Genomic DNA, 17,451 nt, shown 5'->3' with positions numbered 1-17,451 from the left:
TACTTAAGAACTCATCTACTTATTTTTTATGTCTATTTCTTCAAAGTCACTTTGATTTCCCAATCTATCCACTGCGGTCACACCAATTTTTTCAAGCTTTTTTTCTCCTGAATTTAATTTAGGGATCTCTAATTTTCCTGAATTTAAATTTAAAATTTTAAACTCCCAGCCAGAATTCTCATAACGGTAATACACTACGCTCCGAAATGCTTTATCCGACTCATTTTTAATCCAGTTTAACTGAATAGCATCCTCTAAATTTTTAAGTTCAAATTCTGGAGTATTGGGTACTTCAGAATCTAACCATGGACTTGCGGGAACAGTTGCATTGCGATCATAAGGCCCATTTATTAAAGATTTCGCAAGTCTGTCATTTTTCATAAGTGGACCAATATTCCAGTGAACTGTTCCTGGATTATCTCTTAATATACCTCTTGAAATAAGGATTTGAGAGGCGATCTCTCCTTTATTCTCTTCTTTATCTTCCAAACCAAGGTTTATTCCAGGCCATACATGACGGCCTACTACATTTTCAGATTCCCACCAACCAAGAAGCACGGGGAAACTCTGTCCTATCTGTCTTGTTGGCCAATATAACTGCGGGGTGAAATAATCTATCCAGCCTTTATTCAGCCATAATTTAGCATCGGCATAGAGTTCTTCATATTGATCCATACCACTAATTCCCTTTGGAAATCCCGGTCTCCAGATTCCAAATGGACTAATTCCAAATTTTACGAAAGACTTTTCAGCTTTAATCTCCTCGGCGATCCTTTCAATAAAATCGTTTACATTTTTCCTTCTCCAATCTCCCCTGGAAAGTTCTCCGCCACTATTCACATACTTCTCCCAACTTTTTTCGTCGGGGAAGTCTTTTTTACCGTTATAAGAAGCATATGGATAAAAGTAATCGTCAAAATGAACCGCATCAATATCATATCTTTTTACAATATCCATGACCACAGCTGCTGAATGATCCTGAACCTTACTACTCCCCGGATCCATCCACCACATTCCATTTTTTAATTCCATCACCAGTTCTGGGTTGGTTTTAACAATAGACTTCTCCCCTATTTCCTTTCCAGTTGTATGATGTGCCCTATAAGGATTTAGCCATACGTGTAATTCCAATCCCCGATTATGAGCTTCTTCAATCCAGAATTTCAAGGGATCATAATATGGCTGTGGTGCTTTTCCACTTTTTCCAGTTAGAAAGTAAGACCAGGGTTCAATTTCACTATCGTAAAGAGCATCTGCCTGTGGTCTTACTTGCAAAATTACAGCATTGAAATTATGGTTCTCTAGAAAATCCAGCATTTCAATAGCTTCGGCTTTCTGAGCTTCAGTAGAAAGATTGTTTTTGCTAGGCCAGTTAATATTTGCAACGGTGGCTATCCAGGCTCCTCTAAATTCTTCAATATCAATGGGTGGTTCAACTATCTTATTTTCTGAAGATGCTTCCGGTTCTTCTACTTCCGGAACCTGATCTACATTTTGCTCTGATTTTTCTTCCTCCACCTGTGGCTCAACAGGTTTTGGTGGAGCTACCTTAGTGGATTTACAGGCATTTAGAAATAGCATCAACAGGATAAAAATTGGTATTCTGAAGTGATTTGATAAGCAACAATCTTTCCGCATTAATTTCTTTCGTTTTTGTGAGCATCCAGCACCTTTCTAACACTCTTATGCTCTAATAGCAATTTTTCGGCCTGTTCTTTTTCAATATTCAGGTCTTCCATGATCATTCTAATACCACGTCCCACCAGTTTATCATTAGAGAGCTGCATATCTACCATTTTATTGCCCTTAACCCGTCCCAATTTGATCATAACTGAAGTAGAAATCATGTTCAGCACCAATTTTTGAGCAGTTCCTGCCTTCATTCTGGTACTTCCGGTAACAAATTCTGGACCTGTAACCACTTCAATGGGATATTCTGAAGCTTCAGCCAACGGGCTCCCGGAACTACAGGTAATACAGCCGGTAATGATGCCATTATTGCGAGCATCTTTAATTCCGCCAATAACATAAGGTGTAGTTCCTGAAGCTGCAATCCCTACAAGCACATCTTTTTCTGAAATATCATATTCCTGAAGATCTTTCCATGCCTGATTCGTATCATCTTCAGCATTTTCCACGGCATTTCTCAGGGCAGTATCCCCACCTGCTATAAGGCCAATTACAATCCCCGGGCTTACCCCAAAAGTAGGAGGACATTCTGATGCATCTAAAACTCCCAACCTACCACTAGTACCCGCTCCAATGTAAAATAATCTTCCTCCAGAATCAATTCTAGGTATGATTTCATCTACCAGTTTTTCAATAGAAGGGATCTGTTTTTTTACATTTTCTGCAATAGTATGGTCTTCTTTATTGATGTTGGAAAGTAATTCAAAAGTGTTCATCTTTTCCAGATAATCGTAATTTGAAACTTTTTCGGTATCAGGACTTTTTTTATTCATCTTATTTCTTTTTCAAAAGCTTTTTTGCTTTTAAATTATCTCATAGTATAAAAACAAACTTCATTTTCTTTTTCATAATAGATTTCCGAATAGAAAATAACATCTTATGCTCTTCTAATTTTATACCCCGAAACTGCAAAATATAATATGAATAAGTAGCAGGGAATTAATACCCAATAGGCTTCCTGTGGATTCCAGTTTTCAGCTAAAGCACCATAAGCAAGTGGAATTATAGCTCCGCCGGCAATTCCCATCACCAGTAACGAGGATGCTGCTTTGGTAAACCTACCAACATCAGCCAAGGCCAATGGCCAAATTGCTGGCCACATCAATGAATTTGCCAGCCCCAATAAAGCTATAAAGGCAAGGGAAACATAGCCTTCGGTAAAAATGGCAATTATAGAAAATAGTATCCCCAAAACAGCCGAAACCCTTAAAGCATTTTCCTGTTTGATATATTTAGGAATGCTTACAATCCCAATAATATAACCTACCACCATAGAAACCATCGTTCCTGTGACAAAATACTTTGCCGTGGTAAGAGGAATTCCCAGGGAATCACCATAGCTAATAATGGTATCTACTGCAATAACCTCTGCCCCTACATAGATAAAAAGTGTAATGACTCCTAAGACCACATGTGGAAAATCAAAAACACTTTTTTTGGATGCATTTGTTGAAGATAGTGTGTCGTCCTCTTCATCGGTATCTATTTCCGGCAGGCTGGATTTATAAACCCATAGTGCTAAAAGCAATAAGACTATAATAATTCCAATATAAGGTGGAATAACCCGCAGTGCCATTTCATTTAATTCATTAATTCTTTCTGCGGTAGTCAAATTTGCTACGTCAGATTGCAGCTCATCTGCTTTTTCCAGCTGTAAAAAAAATCCTATCAAAATAGGAGCAATGGCGCCAGCAAGTTTATTGCAAATCCCCATGATACTTATTCGTTTTGCAGCACTTTCTGCAGGACCCACAATCGTTACATAAGGATTGGAAGCTGTTTGTAGAATTGCCAGTCCGCTACCCATAATAAATAAACCAGTTAAAAACAACAAATAAGTTCTGGTAATAGCTGCCGGAATAAATAATAAGGCTCCAAAGGCCATTATGACCAGCGCTACAGACATTCCTTTTTTAAATCCTAATTTATTTAAGGTTCTGGTGGAGATAGGCGCCATGACTACATAGGCGATATAAAAGGCAAAAGTCACGAAAAATGACTGGAATTTGGTCAATTCACAAGCAATCTCCAGATATGGAATCAAGAGAGAATTTAGCCAGGTAACAAATCCGAAAATAAAAAATAATGCCCCAATAATAATTATGGAACGAGTGGTACTGCCGTTTGCTTTTTCTTCTTTAACTGATTTTGCCATATTGGTTTGAGAATAAAATTTATGCTAAAACTAAAATTTATAAGCTTTTGAAAGGATATCTGTCAATGTCTATTTACGCAAAACAAAAATGGCTTCTAACAAAGTATATATATTGTTTTTATATAGTCAAAAGCTTTTTTTAATTCTATCTGAAAGATCTATAATTTTCCAAATGATTCACCAATCTAAGAAGAAAAGATTGTCCTACCCGATTTATTCTCTGAAGAGATACAAATAAACTATATTTGCAAACTTAAATAAGTTAGTTATTTATATTAATTAACTGTGAAATTTGAAGATGAAGAATATTCGAAACTTTTGCATAATTGCTCATATAGATCACGGGAAGAGTACGCTGGCAGATCGATTACTCGATTTTACCGGTGCTGTGACCGAAAGGGAAAAACAGGAACAACTCCTGGATAGTATGGATCTTGAGCGTGAACGTGGGATTACCATTAAATCCCATGCCATTCAAATGGATTACGTTCATGAAGGCGAAGAATTTGTATTGAATCTCATCGATACTCCCGGACATGTGGATTTTTCTTATGAAGTTTCCCGTTCTATTGCTGCCTGTGAAGGAGCTCTTTTGGTAGTTGATGCAGCACAAAGTATACAGGCTCAGACCATTTCAAACCTTTACCTGGCTTTGGAAAACGACCTGGAAATCATTCCCGTACTTAATAAAGTAGATCTTCCAAGTGCAAATCCTGAAGAAGTTACCGATGATATTGTAGATCTTTTAGGATGTGATCCTTCTGAAGTTATTCCTGCCAGTGCAAAAACCGGACTGGGAATTAAGGAAATTCTGGATGCTATCATTAATCGCGTTCCTGCTCCAAGTGGAAAAGTGGATGCTCCTTTAAGAGCACTGATCTTTGACTCGGTTTACAATCCTTTTAGAGGAGTGGAAACCTATTTTAGGGTCATTAATGGTTCTATTAAAAAGGGGGAGAAAATTAAATTTGTTGCTACCGGAAAAACTTATGATGCAGATGAAGTAGGAACACTTCGGTTAAAACAATTTCCGAGGAAAGAGATCAAAACAGGGGATGTTGGATATTTGATTACCGGAATTAAGGATGCACGCGAGGTGAAAGTAGGTGATACGATTACCAGCGCAGTAAACCCTACTACCGAAGCTGTTGCCGGGTTTGAGGACGTAAAGCCAATGGTTTTCGCCGGAATTTACCCTGTAGATACTGAAGATTATGAAGACTTAAGATCTTCGATGGAAAAACTTCAGCTGAATGATGCTTCGCTGGTGTTTCTTCCTGAAAGTTCTGCCGCACTTGGATTTGGTTTTAGATGTGGATTCCTTGGAATGCTTCACCTGGAAATTATTCAGGAAAGACTGGAACGTGAATTTGATATGACCGTGATCACTACGGTTCCTAACGTATCCTATCACGCGTATACCAACAAAAATCCGGATGATGTGATTTTGGTAAATAATCCATCAGATCTTCCGGAACCTTCAAGTTTAAATAGAGTAGAAGAACCTTTTATCAAAGCAACCATCATTACAAAAGCAGATTATGTTGGGAATGTTATGGGGCTTTGTATTGAGAAAAGGGGAGAGATCACAAACCAAACTTATCTAACGACAGAAAGAGTTGAACTAACTTTTGACATGCCTTTAGCTGAAATTGTTTTCGATTTCTATGACAGATTAAAGACTGTTTCCCGCGGATATGCATCCTTTGATTATACACCAATTGGTCTTCGCGAGTCTAAACTGGTGAAAGTTGATGTTCTTCTAAATGCCAATATTGTTGATGCGCTTTCAGCCTTATTACACGTAGATAATGCTTACGATATTGGTAAGAAAATGTGTGAAAAACTGAAAGAATTGATCCCGAGACAGCAGTTTGATATTCCTATTCAAGCGGCTATTGGAGCGAAAATAATTGCCAGAGAGACTGTAAAAGCGCTTAGAAAAGACGTTACCGCAAAATGTTATGGTGGTGATATCTCTCGTAAGAGAAAGCTTCTGGAAAAGCAGAAAAAAGGTAAAAAACGTATGCGCCAGGTGGGGAATGTAGAAATTCCGCAAGAAGCCTTTATGGCGGTTCTTAAGTTAAATGACTAATTGGTCGTTAGACTGTAGTATAAAGTCTTTAGAAAATTTTATTTATTTAGGTATTTCATAAGAGAAGTTATCATTTTCGATAATTCAGCTAAGTTATTTCTGAATTTATCATAGTCATCTTTCTTAATAAATGATTGCCGTTTGGCTATTTCAACGCACACAACGCATTCTTTTACAGAATTCAATGCAATTTGTAAATATCTCCGAAATTCAGGATTTGTACTACCTGCTCCCTCTGATATATTCAAAGCAATAGAAGAGGCTGCTCTTCGAAATTGAGAAGTTAGTCCATAAATTTCCTCTTTTGGAAAATGTCTGGTTTGTTTATATACCTCATCAATTAACATTAAAGACTTTTGATACACCTTTAATTCTTCAAAATTGAACTTTTCCATCTTTTACAATCTTAAATAAAACTAGTCTAAACTATTCATTTTCAATAGTCGTATAAGCAATTTTCTTCATGATTGCATTTTTATAACTTTGTAATTATCTCAAATTTTTAATTTAAAACTGGTAGAAAATCTACTGACTACGAACTAAAGACTAAATACTAACTTATGGCCGGACATAGCAAATGGGCGAATATAAAGCACAGAAAAGGAGCACAGGATAAGAAAAGGGCTAAGCAATTTACCAGAGCGATCAAGGAAATTACCGTTGCTGTAAAAGAGGGTGGAAGCGATGATTCAGAAACCAATCCATCGCTAAGAAATGCTATTCAAAATGCCAAGGGTGTGAACATGCCCAAAGATACTATTGAACGTGCTATTAAAAAGGCGAGTGGTGCCGATGCTGATAATTATGAAACGGTAACTTTTGAAGGTTACGGGCCTAACGGAATTGCCATTTTTGTAGAATGCACTACCGATAACACCAATAGAACCGTAGCCTCCATACGCTCTATATTTTCTAAGAATAACGGGAGTCTAGGAACTAACGGATCTCTGGAATTCCTTTTTGATAAAAAGGGAGTGTTCGTTCTGGAAAAAGAAAATATTGAAATGGATCTTGAAGAGCTTGAATTAGAATTGATCGAAGGTGGTGCTAGTAAGTTTGAAAAGGAAGATGATTATCTCACCATATACACAGCTTTTACCGATTTCGGACTAATGTCTTCTAAACTCGAAGATCTTGAAATAGAATCAAAAAATTCAGAAGTACAGCGCATTCCATTAAATACGGTAGAACTTCCTGTAGAAGATGCACAAAAGATCTTAGACCTGGTTGAAAAGTTCGAAGATGATGATGACGTTCAAAATGTCTACCATAATCTTGAAATTACAGATGAATTAATTCTGGAGATGGAAAAAGAATAATTTGAGTTATGTACTTAACTTCTTCTTTCTCAATTTGGTACCGACTTCCTGTAAGGTCTGTCAGACCTTGTAGGTATATTCTGAATTTTCAGACCTACAAGGTTTTTTAAATCTTGTAGGATAGTCATGGGGGTAATACTTCCAAGAAGTATGTGTTGTTATTACAGTATTTTCGTTCAAAAGTCCTGTGTAAAGATCCTATATCAACAGTTCTTATATGTATAACTCAAAGGAATAAATTAATCCTTCTCTATATTTTCTTCGATATTTTCCTTCTCATCGCTATCTCCGGGTTCCATTTGCTTCCCTAGATATACAATTAAAAAGCCTTCTTCAATTTCAACATCCATACTATTTGATGGAATAATACTCAATTCCCCTTCGTTATTTTTCACAAAAAGCGGGATGATATCGGGATCGGTCTTACTAATTTCTATCAAACCTTCGTAATGCTCTTTTGAGTTAAGTTCCATCTCATGGATAGAAGGATATTTCCTGGCAAGATTCGTTAGTTTTATATAGTCATCTGTTTGAGAAAATAAACCTTCCTTTGGATTATTTTCAGGATCATACATCTCGTCTGAAGATACCACCCTAAAAGAACCATTTTCGCCAAAATGCTTTCTGAATTTTTCTATAGCATTTGTATTAACCTCCGTATTTCCGGTAAGTGCCATAAGATATCCTACATCACTTAATTCAATATTATTGATAAGATCATCTGAATATACATTTTCCTGGATCGCGTCCAAACCAAGTTCTCTGGCCTTACGAATATTAGATCCGTTGCTATCAACCAAAACAACGTGTCTTTTATTTTTCTTTAAATAAGCACCGATCAACCTGGAAATTGTGGAAGCACCAATAATTAAAATTCCCTGAGAATTCTTCAGGAAAACTCCAACCAATTGTGCAAAAAGTCTTGCTGTAGTCGCATTTAGTAGTACCGTTCCCAGTACTATCATAAATACAAGCGGAGTAATATATTCAGCTCCCGGAACTCCCTGATTTGCCAGTTCCAATCCGAATAGGGAAGCGATACCTGCAGCAACAATACCACGAGGACCTACCCAGCTAATAAATAATTTTTCATTGGTTTTTAATGAGGAACCTATGCTACTTACGAATACCCCTAAAGGTCTTACCACAAGTACTACGGTTGCGAAGAGGATCAAAGCTTTTATATCATAAACCAACAATAGATCTTCCACGTTGATATTCGCTGCCAGCAGAATGAAAAGAATGGAAATCAAGAGTACACTCAAAGATTCTTTAAAATAAAGAAGCTCTTTTAGGTTTGGCAGATTGATGTTACCCATCACCATACCCATTACTACCACAGCCAATAGTCCGCTTTCATGGGCAAAAAGATCTGCCAGCACAAAAACTCCCAGAACCGTTGCCAGTGTAAGTACATTCAATAGATAATGCGGAATCACATTCTTTTTTATTGCAAAAGCCAGGGCATGGGCAAAGGTGAATCCAAAAGTGAATCCAAAAAGCACAATTTTCCCAAATTCCATTAAAGCGGTTTCGGTAAATTCAGTTCCTGTTCCCGCACTTATAAATTCAAACATCAATACCGCAACCAGTGCTCCAATGGGATCAATTAGAATTCCCTCCCATTTAAGAATTGCAGAAATATCTTTTTTCAAAGGTATATTTCTAAGAATTGGCGTTATCACAGTAGGTCCTGTAACAATGATCAATGCTGCGAACAGAAAACTAATTTGCCAGCTTAGATCGAAAATAAGATAAGCGGCCACCCCTGCACCAAAAAATGTAACTATAACTGCGATGGTTATTAGCTTTAATATTACGGGGCCTACGTTTAAAATTTCACCTTTTCTAAGGGTAAGTCCGCCTTCAAAAAGAATGATTCCAATAGCAAGGGATACAAAATAAAACAGGCTCTGCCCTGGAAACAATCCCCTGTCTCCATCCCAAATAGGTTCTATTAATTTAGATCCATCTACAGTGAAAAATGTAGAAAGTGGCCCAACCGCAAGCCCTATAAGTATAAGCGGTAGAATTGCAGGAATTTTAAATCTCCATGCCAACCACTGAGCCAAAATACCCAAAATAACTATTCCTGCTAATTCAATCATAAGTTCGTCGTTTACTTCTAGGAGCTAAAAATATTAAAAATGTTTAACTCTGAAAGCTTATTATCCCAAGGCTTTCAATAAAAAGATGTTGTTAAATGAAGTGAAAATAATTCGAAAAAGCTATAAGATTTTCTATTTTGCGAGTAATTTAAAAAAAAATGCAATGAAACTATATCCTATTGAAGCGGGAAATTTCAAACTTGATGGTGGAGCTATGTTTGGTGTGGTTCCAAAAAGTCTCTGGACAAGAACAAATCCGGCAGATTCTAATAATATGATAGACATTGCAGCACGCTGTTTACTTATTGAGGATGGAGACAGGCTCATGCTCATAGATACCGGGATGGGAGATAAGCAGAGTGAAAAATTCTTCACTTATTATTACCAGTGGGGCGATCATAGCATAGATAAATCTTTGAAAAAATATGGCTTTCACCGGGATGATATTACCGATATTTTCATGACCCACCTTCATTTTGATCATTGTGGTGGAAGTATTCAGTGGAATAAAGATCGAACAGGTTACGAACCTGCTTTCAAAAACGCACGTTTTTGGAGCAATAAAGACCACTGGCTTTGGGCAACCCAACCTAATGACCGGGAAAAGGCTTCTTTTCTGAAGGAAAATATTATTCCTATGGAACAAAGCGGAAAATTACATTTCATTGAAAAAGAGGAAGATAAAAGCTTTAGCAACATTGAAAATCTTGGTTTTGGCGTATTATTTGTAGATGGACACACAGACAAGCAAATGATCCCGCATATAGATTATAAAGGAAAAAAACTTGTTTTTATGGCAGATCTCCTGCCTACAGCAGGTCATATCCCTTTGCCTTATGTGATGGGGTTTGATACAAGACCTTTGCTAACCTTACCGGAAAAAAAGAAATTTCTGGAAACCGCAGCAGACGAAAATTATTATTTATTTATGGAGCACGATGCTCACAATGAAATTATAACCTTAAAGAATACGGAAAAAGGTGTGAGACTAGATAGAACACATACTTTCAACGAATTATTTAACTAAAATAGAACATGAAAATTCCTTTTTTTAAACCCTTTCTATCCCTAATTGCAGCCGGAATTATTACCGGTTGTAGCAGTACTGCTCCTAGAATAGTTTCAACACCGGTTAGTAATATAGATTCTATTCCTTTAAAGGTGCGGGATCTTTCTGATGCTCAACTTAAGGATTGGACAAACGCCGATCTTGTTAATGATACCATTCCTGGAATGAGTGTTAATAAGGCTTATGCCGAAATCATTAGAAATAATAAACCCTCTCCGGTAATTGTTGGAGTGGTAGATAGCGGTGTAGATATTGAGCATGAAGATCTAAAATCCGTGATCTGGCATAATGAAGACGAAATTCCAGGGAATGGTAAAGATGATGATAACAATGGGTATATTGACGATATCCACGGATGGAACTTTTTAGGGGATGCTGTGGAAGAGAATATGGAGTATACCCGCATATACAAGCGTTTGCAGCCTAAATATGATGGTAAAGCTGAAAGTAGTATTAGCACCGCAGATCGTGAAGAATTTAATCTGTACAAGGCTGCTAAGGCAGAATATGACAAAGAATATGCTGAAGCTATAGATACACGTGAACAATATGTTCAAATTCAAGGGCAGATATCGGCTGCACACGAGGCGGTTTCAGCAGAATTAGGAACCGAGGATTATACAAAAGAGCAACTTTCAGATTTTAGACCACAATCTCAACAGATGACTCAGTATAAATCTATCCTTTCCCAAATTCAGTATAATGTAAATGAAAATATTCCGGAAGCACTTACAGAACTGGAAGAGGCTATAGATTACTATAAAAATCGTCTTGCCACACATTTCAATATGAAATTAGATGGACGGGCGAAAGTAGGGGATGATCCTTATGATATCACAGATACAGATTACGGTAACAATGAAGTTTCCGGTCCGGATCCAAAGAAGGAAGATGTAAAGCACGGTACTCACGTTGCCGGTATTATTGCAGCAGATCGCTCAAATAATATTGGTTTAAAAGGTGTTTCTAATAACGCAAAAATCCTTGTGGTAAGAGCAGTGCCAGATGGTGATGAGTATGATAAGGATATCGCTTTAGGGATTAGATATGCGGTAGATAATGGAGCTAAAGTGATAAATACCAGTTTTGGTAAATATTTCTCCCCAAATCCTGAATGGGTAATTGATGCCATTAAATATGCTGCTGAAAATGATGTGCTTATAGTAAATGCGGCCGGAAATGAAGGGATTGATCTGGATAAGAAAAGAGTATATCCAAATGACCAGGATCCTGAAAACAGTACTGAAATTGCTGATAATTTTCTAAGTGTTGGTGCATTAAATTATGAATACGGTTCAGGGCTGGTTTCCGATTTCTCCAACTACGGAAAATCTAATGTTGACGTATTTGCACCGGGAACCAAAATATGGTCTACCACTCCAAACAATACGTATGAGTATTTACAGGGAACTTCTATGGCTTCACCGGCAGTCGCAGGAATTGCAGCCATTATAAGAGGTTATTATCCGCAGCTTACTGCTCCTCAGGTAAAGCAAGTGATCATGGACAGCGGTCTTACCACGAAAGCAAGCGTAATCGTAGGAGGAGATACCAACAATACGAAGAAATTTGAGAGTTTGTCTACTTCTGGAAAGATGGCAAACCTTTATAATGCACTAATTTTAGCCGATCAAATCTCGAAAAACAATTAAAATGAAGAAAATACTTTTAAACTTTTTAATGATTACAACCGGGTTCTTACAAGCCCAGAATACTGCTTCTTATTGGCAACAGCATGTTGATTACACAATGGAGGTAGATATGAATGTTGAAAATTTTAAATATACCGGAACTCAGGAATTAGTATATACCAATAATTCCCCCGATACCTTGAATAGAGTGTTTTATCATCTATATTTTAATGCCTTCCAACCAGATAGTGAAATGAATGCCAGGTTGGAAAGCGTACCAGATCCAGATGGTAGAATGACTATGAACAAGGGAACTAAGGAAAATCCTGAAATAGTTAGCAGGATCACCGGACTTTCTCCTGAACAAATTGGTTATTTAAGAGTAAACTCTTTAACCCAAAACGGATCTGAACTTCAATACGAAGAGGTGGGAACGGTACTGGAAGTAGAACTTGCTAAGCCTATATTACCGGGAGATAAAACAACTTTCAATATGGAATTTGAAGGTCAGGTGCCGGAGCAAATTAGAAGATCTGGTAGAAATAGTGCAGAAGGTGTAGCATTATCCATGAGCCAGTGGTATCCTAAATTAGCCGAATATGATTTTCAGGGCTGGCATGCAGATTCTTACATCGCCCGTGAATTTCAAGGTGTATGGGGAGATTTTGATGTGAAAATTAGCATTGATAAAGATTATACCATCGGAAGTACAGGATATCTTCAGAATCCACAGGAAATTGGTCATGGATATGAAAAAGAAGGAACTAAAGTAAAAAAGACCAAAGGAGACAAGCATACCTGGCATTTTAAAGCTCCTAAAGTTCATGATTTTACCTGGGCCGCAGATCCGGAATATATTCATGATACTTTGGTTGCCGAAGATGGAACTGTTTTACATTTCCTTTATAAAGACAATGAAGAAATAAAAGAAAACTGGAAAAATCTTCAGCCAAAAACTGCTGAATTACTTACCTATTTCAATGAAAATATCGGGCCTTATCCCTGGGATCAATATTCTGTAGTACAAGGTGGTGATGGTGGTATGGAGTACGCTATGCTTACTTTAATTACCGGTGAACGTTCTTTTGGAAGTCTTGTTGGCGTTACTGCTCACGAGATGGCTCATGCCTGGTTTCAACATCTAATGGCTACTAACGAAAGTATTAATGAATGGATGGATGAAGGTTTTACTTCGTATATCTCTTCTGAAGCTGAAAATGTAGTGATGGGAACCAATGCCGAAAATCCTCATACCGGATCGTACAGAGGTTATGGTTATCTTGCCAATTCTGGTAAAGAACAGCCACAAACCACACATGCAGATCGTTACGCGATGAATGGCCTTTATGGAGCTTCAGCTTACTCAAAAGGGGCGGTTTTTCTTGCGCAGCTTGGGTATGTTATTGGGAAAGAAAATTTAGACAAAACACTTAATCGTTATTATGACGAGTGGAAATTCAAGCATCCAACTCCAAACGATTTTATAAGAATTGCTGAAAAAGTATCTGGTGCAGAACTTGACTGGTATCTTCAGGATTGGACGCAAACCACGAATACTATTGATTATGCTATAGGCTCTGTTGAAAGCGAGGGAGAAATGACGAAAGTAAATTTACAGAGAAATGGTATGATGCCAATGCCTGTAGAAGTTGATGTGACCTATGCAGATGGTAATAAAGAGACTTTTTATATCCCGTTACAAATGATGAGATGGGAAAAACCTGCTGAAGAAGGAACTAAACGAACAGTTAAAGAAGACTGGGCATGGGGATTCCCTACCTACGAGCTTGAAATTCCTGCTTCAGAAGACAAGATCACTTCCATAGAAATTGATTCTTCAAAATTAATGGCAGATATTAACAGAGATAACAATACCTGGGGTGAAACTAAAAATACCGCTTCAGAAAACTAATTTTAGTTCCTAGGATTGTAATTTTCAAGGAAGCTGTCTAAGAAGTCAAAACGTCGTCCTGAATTTATTTCAGGATCTTTACTAATTGAAAATTAAAAATCAATTAGAAGCTGAAACAAGTTCAGCTTGACGAAATAAGGACTTTTTAGACAGCTTCTTTTATTTACAGGATGCTTACTTTTGAAACATGGATGAAAGTTTTGGAAAATCACAAAAACTTAAAAGCAAAAAACTCATTGATCAGCTTTTTGTAGAAGGAAAGAATATTAAATCCTATCCGCTTAAATTAGTATATATACCTATAAATAATTCTGAAAATCCCGAATTAAGGACAGGTGTTTCAGTTCCAAAGAAATTGGTGAAAACTGCCGTAAAGCGTAATAGAATTAAGCGACTAATGCGGGAAGTTTATAGAAAAAATAAGTATCTTGTTACCAAAGACTTAGTATCTTCTTACGCATTCATGTTCATTCATATTTCCCGTGAAGAAATGACTTATGAAAAACTTGAACAAAGCATGATAAAAATTCTGGAGCGTTTCAGAGAAAAAATACATACAGATGAAAAAACGAATCAATAGAATTATTATACTTCCGATAGTTCTCATCGGTATTTTTATTGGGACGGTAAGTTTCAAATCAGATTTTTTTGAGATCGCCAAACAGATAGAGATCTTCACTACACTGTTCAAGGAAATCAACATGAATTATGTAGATGAAACCAATCCGGCTGCATTAATGGATACGGCCATTAAATCTATGCTTACAGATCTTGATCCTTATACCAATTATTGGAACGAACAGGACGTGGAAGCAGCCAGAATCAATAGTGCTGGAGAATATACCGGCATTGGTGCTTTGGTGAAAACAGGACGTGAAGCCATTACCATCATGGAAACTTATAAAGATTATCCCGCAGATAAAGCCGGTTTAAAAGCCGGAGATGAGATTATTAAGATTGGAAATATCAATGTAACCGAATTTAAAGAAGATGCCGGAGAATTGCTTAATGGAACTCCAGATAGTGATATAAATATTACCTACCGCAGACAGGGGGAAATCAAAACTACCAGTTTAAAACGCGGTGCTGTAGAACTTGATGCGGTGCCATTTTACAAATTACTCGATGATAATTCGGCTTATATCGTACTGTCTAAATTTAATGCAAAAGCATCTACGCAGGTTAAACAAGCGCTTAAAGAACTCAAAAACGATGGAGCAGATAAAGTTATACTGGATCTAAGAGGAAATTTGGGTGGCTTATTAAATGAAGCGATCAACGTTAGTAATATTTTTGTTCCAAAAGATGAGTTGATAGTTACTACGAAATCTGTGATCGAGAAATATAATAGGGAATATTTTACTCAAAAAGAGCCAATAGATACCAAAATTCCATTAATAGTCTTAGTTAATGGTAGAAGTGCTTCCGCCAGCGAAATTGTAGCCGGCGCGATTCAGGATTTGGATCGTGGGGTGATAGTTGGCGCCAGAAGTTTCGGAAAAGGTCTGGTTCAAAGGCCTAAAGAACTCGCTTACGGCACCCAGATTAAAATCACTATTTCAAGATATTATACCCCTAGCGGAAGATGTATTCAGGCATTGGATTACAGGCGCCGAAATGAGGATGGAAAGGCCGTAAGAACCAAAGTGGAAGATTATAACGAATTCACCACACGTAATGGTAGAAAAGTGTATGATGGTGGGGGAATACTTCCGGATGTACAACTTAAAACTTCTGAATTTAGTGACATAACCCAGTCATTATTACTTCAGGACGCTATTTTTGATTATGCAACCAACTATTATTATTCACATGAACTAAAGAGTCCAGCAGATTTTAGTTTTACAGATTCAGATTTTAAGGAATTTAAAAACTATCTGGAATCTTCAGATTTTAAATATCAAACGGCTACTGAAATTGAGTTGAATGAGATGATGGAGAAAGCGGAAGATGAAGCTTTAAAATCTCAAATTTCTTCAGAAGTTGAAAAAATAAAAGCACAGATTTCAGCATTTAAAAAACAGGAACTGGATAATAAAAAGCCTGAAATAGTAAGTTTATTGACCGATGAAATTATTAAAAGGTATTTTTATAAAGAAGGTTTATATGAATATTATACTGAAAGTAATCCTGAAATAACCAAAGCCAAATCCCTACTGAATAATCCATCTGAGTACTCTAAAATTTTGAATTAGAAACTAAGTTTTGGAAAATTTTCTTCTATTCTTTGAAAACATGGCTACCTGGCAAAAGCTGGCCTGGCTTAGCCTTGTACTGGGTCTATTCTGGATCCTTGAAGGTTACTATGCTTTAGTTAAATTTCGATATAATAAGTGGAAACATGCAAAAACAAACTTTATTCTGCTGGGTTTTGTCATGTTTATAAACCTGGTATTTGGATTACTAACGGGAGGATTATTTTTATGGCTTAATAATTCTCAATTCGGTCTATTGCAAATAATAGATCTGCCAATTTGGGTAGAACTTATTCTGGCTCTAATGGTGTTGGATCTCATTGCGCAATATTTCGTTCATTTCCTGCTACATAAAATAAAATGGATGTGGAGACTGCATCTTATACATCATACAGATACCCATGTAGATGCAACTACCGGTACCAGACATCATCCTTTCGATTTTGTGATTCGTGAAAGCTTTGCTCTTATAGCTGTTATTATTATGGGAATGCCCGTTGCCTTCTATTTATTTTATCGAATTTTAAGCGTCTTCTTTACATATTTTACGCATGCTAATATTAAACTTCCCAAAAATATGGACAGGGTTTTGAGCTACGTATTTGTAACGCCAGACATGCATAAATTTCATCATCATTTTCAATTGCCATGGACAGATCGTAACTTCGGAAATATGCTTAGTATCTGGGATAGGATTTTTGGCACTTTCGTATATGAAAAAACTGAAAATATACGCTACGGAATTGATATCCTAGCAGATGAAAATTCAGATAATATAAGATATCAACTAGGTATTCCTTTCAACAGGTCTATTAAAACAAAGAACTAATCCTTGATCATCCCGATATGCGGAATACCATCTTCCAAGTAACCTTCGCCGGTTGTTTGATATCCATGAGATTCATAAAATTTGATAAGATATTGCTGAGCAGATAATTTGATATTTGAAGTCTTATAATGCTCTTTAATTGCTTTATCTGAAGCTTTCATTATCTCATGACCATAGCCAAACTTCCTTTCTAAATCTTTTACCACCACACGGCCAATAGCAGCTTCCTCAAAGTAATACCCTGGCTTAAAACAACGGGTATAAGCAACGATTTCATCTTCTTTGAATCCGATAATATGTAATGCTTCGTTGTCTTTACCATCTATATCCTGATAAACACAATCCTGCTCCACCACAAAAACTTCAGATCTTAACTGTAAAATATCATAAAGTTCAGTGAGGCTTAATTCACTGAACTTTTTTACTTCAATATTTAAATCCATAGGTTA

The 17,451-nt window shown here is 36.8% G+C and carries 14 protein-coding genes; 8 read left to right on the top strand and 6 right to left on the bottom strand.

The annotated features are described in order from the left end of the window. Positions 1-15: 15 nt before the first annotated feature. The 3 genes from GFO_RS15700 to GFO_RS15690 form a co-directional block, all read right to left on the bottom strand. Positions 16-1,581, bottom strand: a complete 1,566-nt coding sequence (locus GFO_RS15700) for a glycoside hydrolase family 10-like protein (RefSeq protein WP_148264703.1) — start codon at positions 1,579-1,581, stop codon at positions 16-18. 56 nt (positions 1,582-1,637) lie between these two features. Next, positions 1,638-2,462: an N-acetylmuramic acid 6-phosphate etherase gene (gene murQ / locus GFO_RS15695; RefSeq protein ID WP_011711170.1), complete on the bottom strand. Its 825-nt coding sequence runs from the start codon at positions 2,460-2,462 to the stop codon at positions 1,638-1,640. Between the two features lie 104 nt (positions 2,463-2,566). Then, complete coding sequence (locus GFO_RS15690) at positions 2,567-3,844, bottom strand: sugar MFS transporter (RefSeq protein WP_011711169.1); 1,278 nt, start codon at positions 3,842-3,844, stop codon at positions 2,567-2,569. A gap of 298 nt (positions 3,845-4,142) precedes the next feature. Here GFO_RS15690 and lepA point away from each other — a divergent pair, with 298 nt between their 5' ends. Further along, positions 4,143-5,939, top strand: coding sequence for a translation elongation factor 4 (gene lepA, locus GFO_RS15685; RefSeq protein WP_011711168.1), 1,797 nt, complete (start codon positions 4,143-4,145; stop codon positions 5,937-5,939). A gap of 38 nt (positions 5,940-5,977) precedes the next feature. Here the strand turns inward: lepA and GFO_RS15680 are convergent, their stop codons facing one another. Continuing rightward, positions 5,978-6,334, bottom strand: coding sequence for a four helix bundle protein (locus tag GFO_RS15680; protein ID WP_011711167.1), 357 nt, complete (start codon positions 6,332-6,334; stop codon positions 5,978-5,980). Positions 6,335-6,499: 165 nt separating this feature from the next. Between GFO_RS15680 and GFO_RS15675 the strand changes: the two genes are divergently transcribed. Continuing rightward, positions 6,500-7,258 (top strand): YebC/PmpR family DNA-binding transcriptional regulator, encoded by a 759-nt coding sequence (locus GFO_RS15675; protein WP_011711166.1) that lies wholly within the window; start codon positions 6,500-6,502, stop codon positions 7,256-7,258. A 239-nt stretch (positions 7,259-7,497) separates the two neighbouring features. Here the strand turns inward: GFO_RS15675 and GFO_RS15670 are convergent, their stop codons facing one another. Next, positions 7,498-9,366 (bottom strand): cation:proton antiporter, encoded by a 1,869-nt coding sequence (locus tag GFO_RS15670; protein ID WP_011711165.1) that lies wholly within the window; start codon positions 9,364-9,366, stop codon positions 7,498-7,500. Positions 9,367-9,529: 163 nt separating this feature from the next. On the opposite strand from GFO_RS15670, the gene GFO_RS15665 reads away from it, so the two are divergent. The 6 genes from GFO_RS15665 to GFO_RS15640 all read left to right on the top strand — a co-directional run bounded on the left by GFO_RS15665 (position 9,530) and on the right by GFO_RS15640 (position 17,002). Continuing rightward, entirely contained in the window at positions 9,530-10,393 is an 864-nt protein-coding gene (locus GFO_RS15665) for an MBL fold metallo-hydrolase (protein WP_041250415.1), read from the top strand. An 8-nt stretch (positions 10,394-10,401) separates the two neighbouring features. After that, positions 10,402-12,087: a S8 family peptidase gene (locus GFO_RS15660; protein WP_011711163.1), complete on the top strand. Its 1,686-nt coding sequence runs from the start codon at positions 10,402-10,404 to the stop codon at positions 12,085-12,087. Between the two features lies 1 nt (position 12,088). After that, complete coding sequence (locus GFO_RS15655; protein ID WP_011711162.1) at positions 12,089-13,978, top strand: M1 family metallopeptidase; 1,890 nt, start codon at positions 12,089-12,091, stop codon at positions 13,976-13,978. Between the two features lie 187 nt (positions 13,979-14,165). After that, on the top strand, positions 14,166-14,558 hold the full coding sequence (gene rnpA, locus GFO_RS15650; RefSeq protein ID WP_011711161.1) for a ribonuclease P protein component: 393 nt from the start codon (positions 14,166-14,168) through the stop codon (positions 14,556-14,558). Beyond that, complete coding sequence (locus GFO_RS15645; protein ID WP_011711160.1) at positions 14,539-16,173, top strand: S41 family peptidase; 1,635 nt, start codon at positions 14,539-14,541, stop codon at positions 16,171-16,173. The genes rnpA and GFO_RS15645 overlap by 20 nt, the downstream gene beginning before the upstream one ends. 10 nt (positions 16,174-16,183) lie before the next feature. Further along, the gene (locus GFO_RS15640; RefSeq protein ID WP_011711159.1) at positions 16,184-17,002 is read left to right on the top strand and encodes a sterol desaturase family protein; all 819 of its coding nucleotides are present in this window, start codon (positions 16,184-16,186) and stop codon (positions 17,000-17,002) included. Here the strand turns inward: GFO_RS15640 and GFO_RS15635 are convergent. Beyond that, positions 16,999-17,445: a GNAT family N-acetyltransferase gene (locus GFO_RS15635; RefSeq protein ID WP_011711158.1), complete on the bottom strand. Its 447-nt coding sequence runs from the start codon at positions 17,443-17,445 to the stop codon at positions 16,999-17,001. The two genes, GFO_RS15640 and GFO_RS15635, sit on opposite strands and share 4 nt — an antisense overlap. Positions 17,446-17,451: the final 6 nt, after the last annotated feature.

Origin of the sequence: Christiangramia forsetii KT0803 (assembly GCF_000060345.1) — a bacterium.
Classification (GTDB): domain Bacteria; phylum Bacteroidota; class Bacteroidia; order Flavobacteriales; family Flavobacteriaceae; genus Christiangramia; species Christiangramia forsetii.
This window is presented reverse-complemented; position numbering and strand designations above follow the sequence as displayed.

What these genes read in the sequence shown, in the direction of transcription:
- GFO_RS15700 (WP_148264703.1), bottom strand. Translation starts at nt 1,581, where the DNA reads ATGCTATTTCTAAATGCCTGTAAATCCACTAAGGTAGCTCCACCAAAA.
- murQ (WP_011711170.1), bottom strand. Translation starts at nt 2,462, where the DNA reads ATGAATAAAAAAAGTCCTGATACCGAAAAAGTTTCAAATTACGATTAT.
- GFO_RS15690 (WP_011711169.1), bottom strand. Translation starts at nt 3,844, where the DNA reads ATGGCAAAATCAGTTAAAGAAGAAAAAGCAAACGGCAGTACCACTCGT.
- lepA (WP_011711168.1), top strand. Translation starts at nt 4,143, where the DNA reads ATGAAGAATATTCGAAACTTTTGCATAATTGCTCATATAGATCACGGG.
- GFO_RS15680 (WP_011711167.1), bottom strand. Translation starts at nt 6,334, where the DNA reads ATGGAAAAGTTCAATTTTGAAGAATTAAAGGTGTATCAAAAGTCTTTA.
- GFO_RS15675 (WP_011711166.1), top strand. Translation starts at nt 6,500, where the DNA reads ATGGCCGGACATAGCAAATGGGCGAATATAAAGCACAGAAAAGGAGCA.
- GFO_RS15670 (WP_011711165.1), bottom strand. Translation starts at nt 9,366, where the DNA reads ATGATTGAATTAGCAGGAATAGTTATTTTGGGTATTTTGGCTCAGTGG.
- GFO_RS15665 (WP_041250415.1), top strand. Translation starts at nt 9,530, where the DNA reads ATGAAACTATATCCTATTGAAGCGGGAAATTTCAAACTTGATGGTGGA.
- GFO_RS15660 (WP_011711163.1), top strand. Translation starts at nt 10,402, where the DNA reads ATGAAAATTCCTTTTTTTAAACCCTTTCTATCCCTAATTGCAGCCGGA.
- GFO_RS15655 (WP_011711162.1), top strand. Translation starts at nt 12,089, where the DNA reads ATGAAGAAAATACTTTTAAACTTTTTAATGATTACAACCGGGTTCTTA.
- rnpA (WP_011711161.1), top strand. Translation starts at nt 14,166, where the DNA reads ATGGATGAAAGTTTTGGAAAATCACAAAAACTTAAAAGCAAAAAACTC.
- GFO_RS15645 (WP_011711160.1), top strand. Translation starts at nt 14,539, where the DNA reads ATGAAAAAACGAATCAATAGAATTATTATACTTCCGATAGTTCTCATC.
- GFO_RS15635 (WP_011711158.1), bottom strand. Translation starts at nt 17,445, where the DNA reads ATGGATTTAAATATTGAAGTAAAAAAGTTCAGTGAATTAAGCCTCACT.